Annotated in this window: 7 tRNA genes; all 7 read left to right on the top strand. The window is 47.7% G+C overall.

Annotated elements, in window-relative coordinates:
* Positions 1-88: 88 nt before the first annotated feature.
* The 7 genes from KQI88_RS17835 (at position 89) to KQI88_RS17805 (ending at position 890) form a co-directional block, all read left to right on the top strand.
* A tRNA-Lys gene (locus KQI88_RS17835) sits at positions 89-164 on the top strand.
* 19 nt (positions 165-183) lie between these two features.
* Positions 184-258: transfer RNA gene (locus KQI88_RS17830), tRNA-Cys, on the top strand.
* A gap of 4 nt (positions 259-262) precedes the next feature.
* Positions 263-339 (top strand) — tRNA-Arg (locus KQI88_RS17825).
* Positions 340-408: 69 nt separating this feature from the next.
* Positions 409-493 (top strand) — tRNA-Tyr (locus tag KQI88_RS17820).
* A 72-nt stretch (positions 494-565) separates the two neighbouring features.
* Positions 566-648 (top strand) — tRNA-Leu (locus KQI88_RS17815).
* 83 nt (positions 649-731) lie between these two features.
* A tRNA-Gly gene (locus KQI88_RS17810) sits at positions 732-806 on the top strand.
* A gap of 8 nt (positions 807-814) precedes the next feature.
* Positions 815-890, top strand: a tRNA-His gene (locus KQI88_RS17805).
* Positions 891-966: the final 76 nt, after the last annotated feature.

The raw sequence follows: 966 nt of genomic DNA, 5'->3' as shown, positions 1-966 counted from the left end.
TGTAGTTCAATGGTAGAACGTCAGCCTTCCAAGCTGATCGCGAGGGTTCGATTCCCTTCACCCGCTCCATTTAATTCGAAAATAACAGGGTCCATTAGCTCAGTCGGTAGAGCACCTGACTTTTAATCAGGGTGTCCCGCGTTCGAGTCGCGGATGGATCACCATGATAAAGCAATTTAAGATGGCGACATAGCCAAGTGGTAAGGCAGAGGTCTGCAAAACCTTTATTCCCCAGTTCAAATCTGGGTGTCGCCTCCAAAATGCGCTCATAGCTCAGCTGGATAGAGTGTCTGACTACGAATCAGAAGGTCGGGAGTTCGAATCTCTCTGGGCGCACCATCTGTTTGTTGATGTAGATTAATTGTATAAACAAATTGAGATTTATGATTAACTATACAATATAAATATGGAGGGGTTCCCGAGCGGCCAAAGGGGGCAGACTGTAAATCTGTTGTCAGCGACTTCGAAGGTTCGAATCCTTCTCCCTCCACCATTTTAGAAAGAAACTCAGTTAATGCTGAGGACTCTACTTACATCAAATCGAGGATTTTGGTAATTGAAATATGCGGGTGTGGCGGAATTGGCAGACGCACTAGACTTAGGATCTAGCGGGTAACCGTGGGGGTTCGACTCCCTTCACCCGCACCATTATAGTAAAACATTTCAAGGAAACTCAGCTAGTGCTGAGTACTTCAATCACACAAATTTTTAATTTGGTGTGAGTGGAGCATGCGGAAGTGGCTCAGTGGTAGAGCATCGCCTTGCCAAGGCGAGGGTCGCGGGTTCGAGTCCCGTCTTCCGCTCCATTATTATGGTGGATGTAGTCAAGTGGTTAAGACACAGGATTGTGGCTCCTGCACTCGTGGGTTCGACTCCCATCATCCACCCCAAGTTTTGGGATATAGCCAAGTCGGTAAGGCAACGGACTTTGACTCCGTCATTCCGCAGGTTCGAGTCCTGCTATCC

The sequence above is a fragment of the Alkaliphilus flagellatus genome (assembly GCF_018919215.1).
Classification (GTDB): Bacteria; Bacillota; Clostridia; order Peptostreptococcales; family Natronincolaceae; genus Alkaliphilus_B; species Alkaliphilus_B flagellatus.
This window is presented reverse-complemented; position numbering and strand designations above follow the sequence as displayed.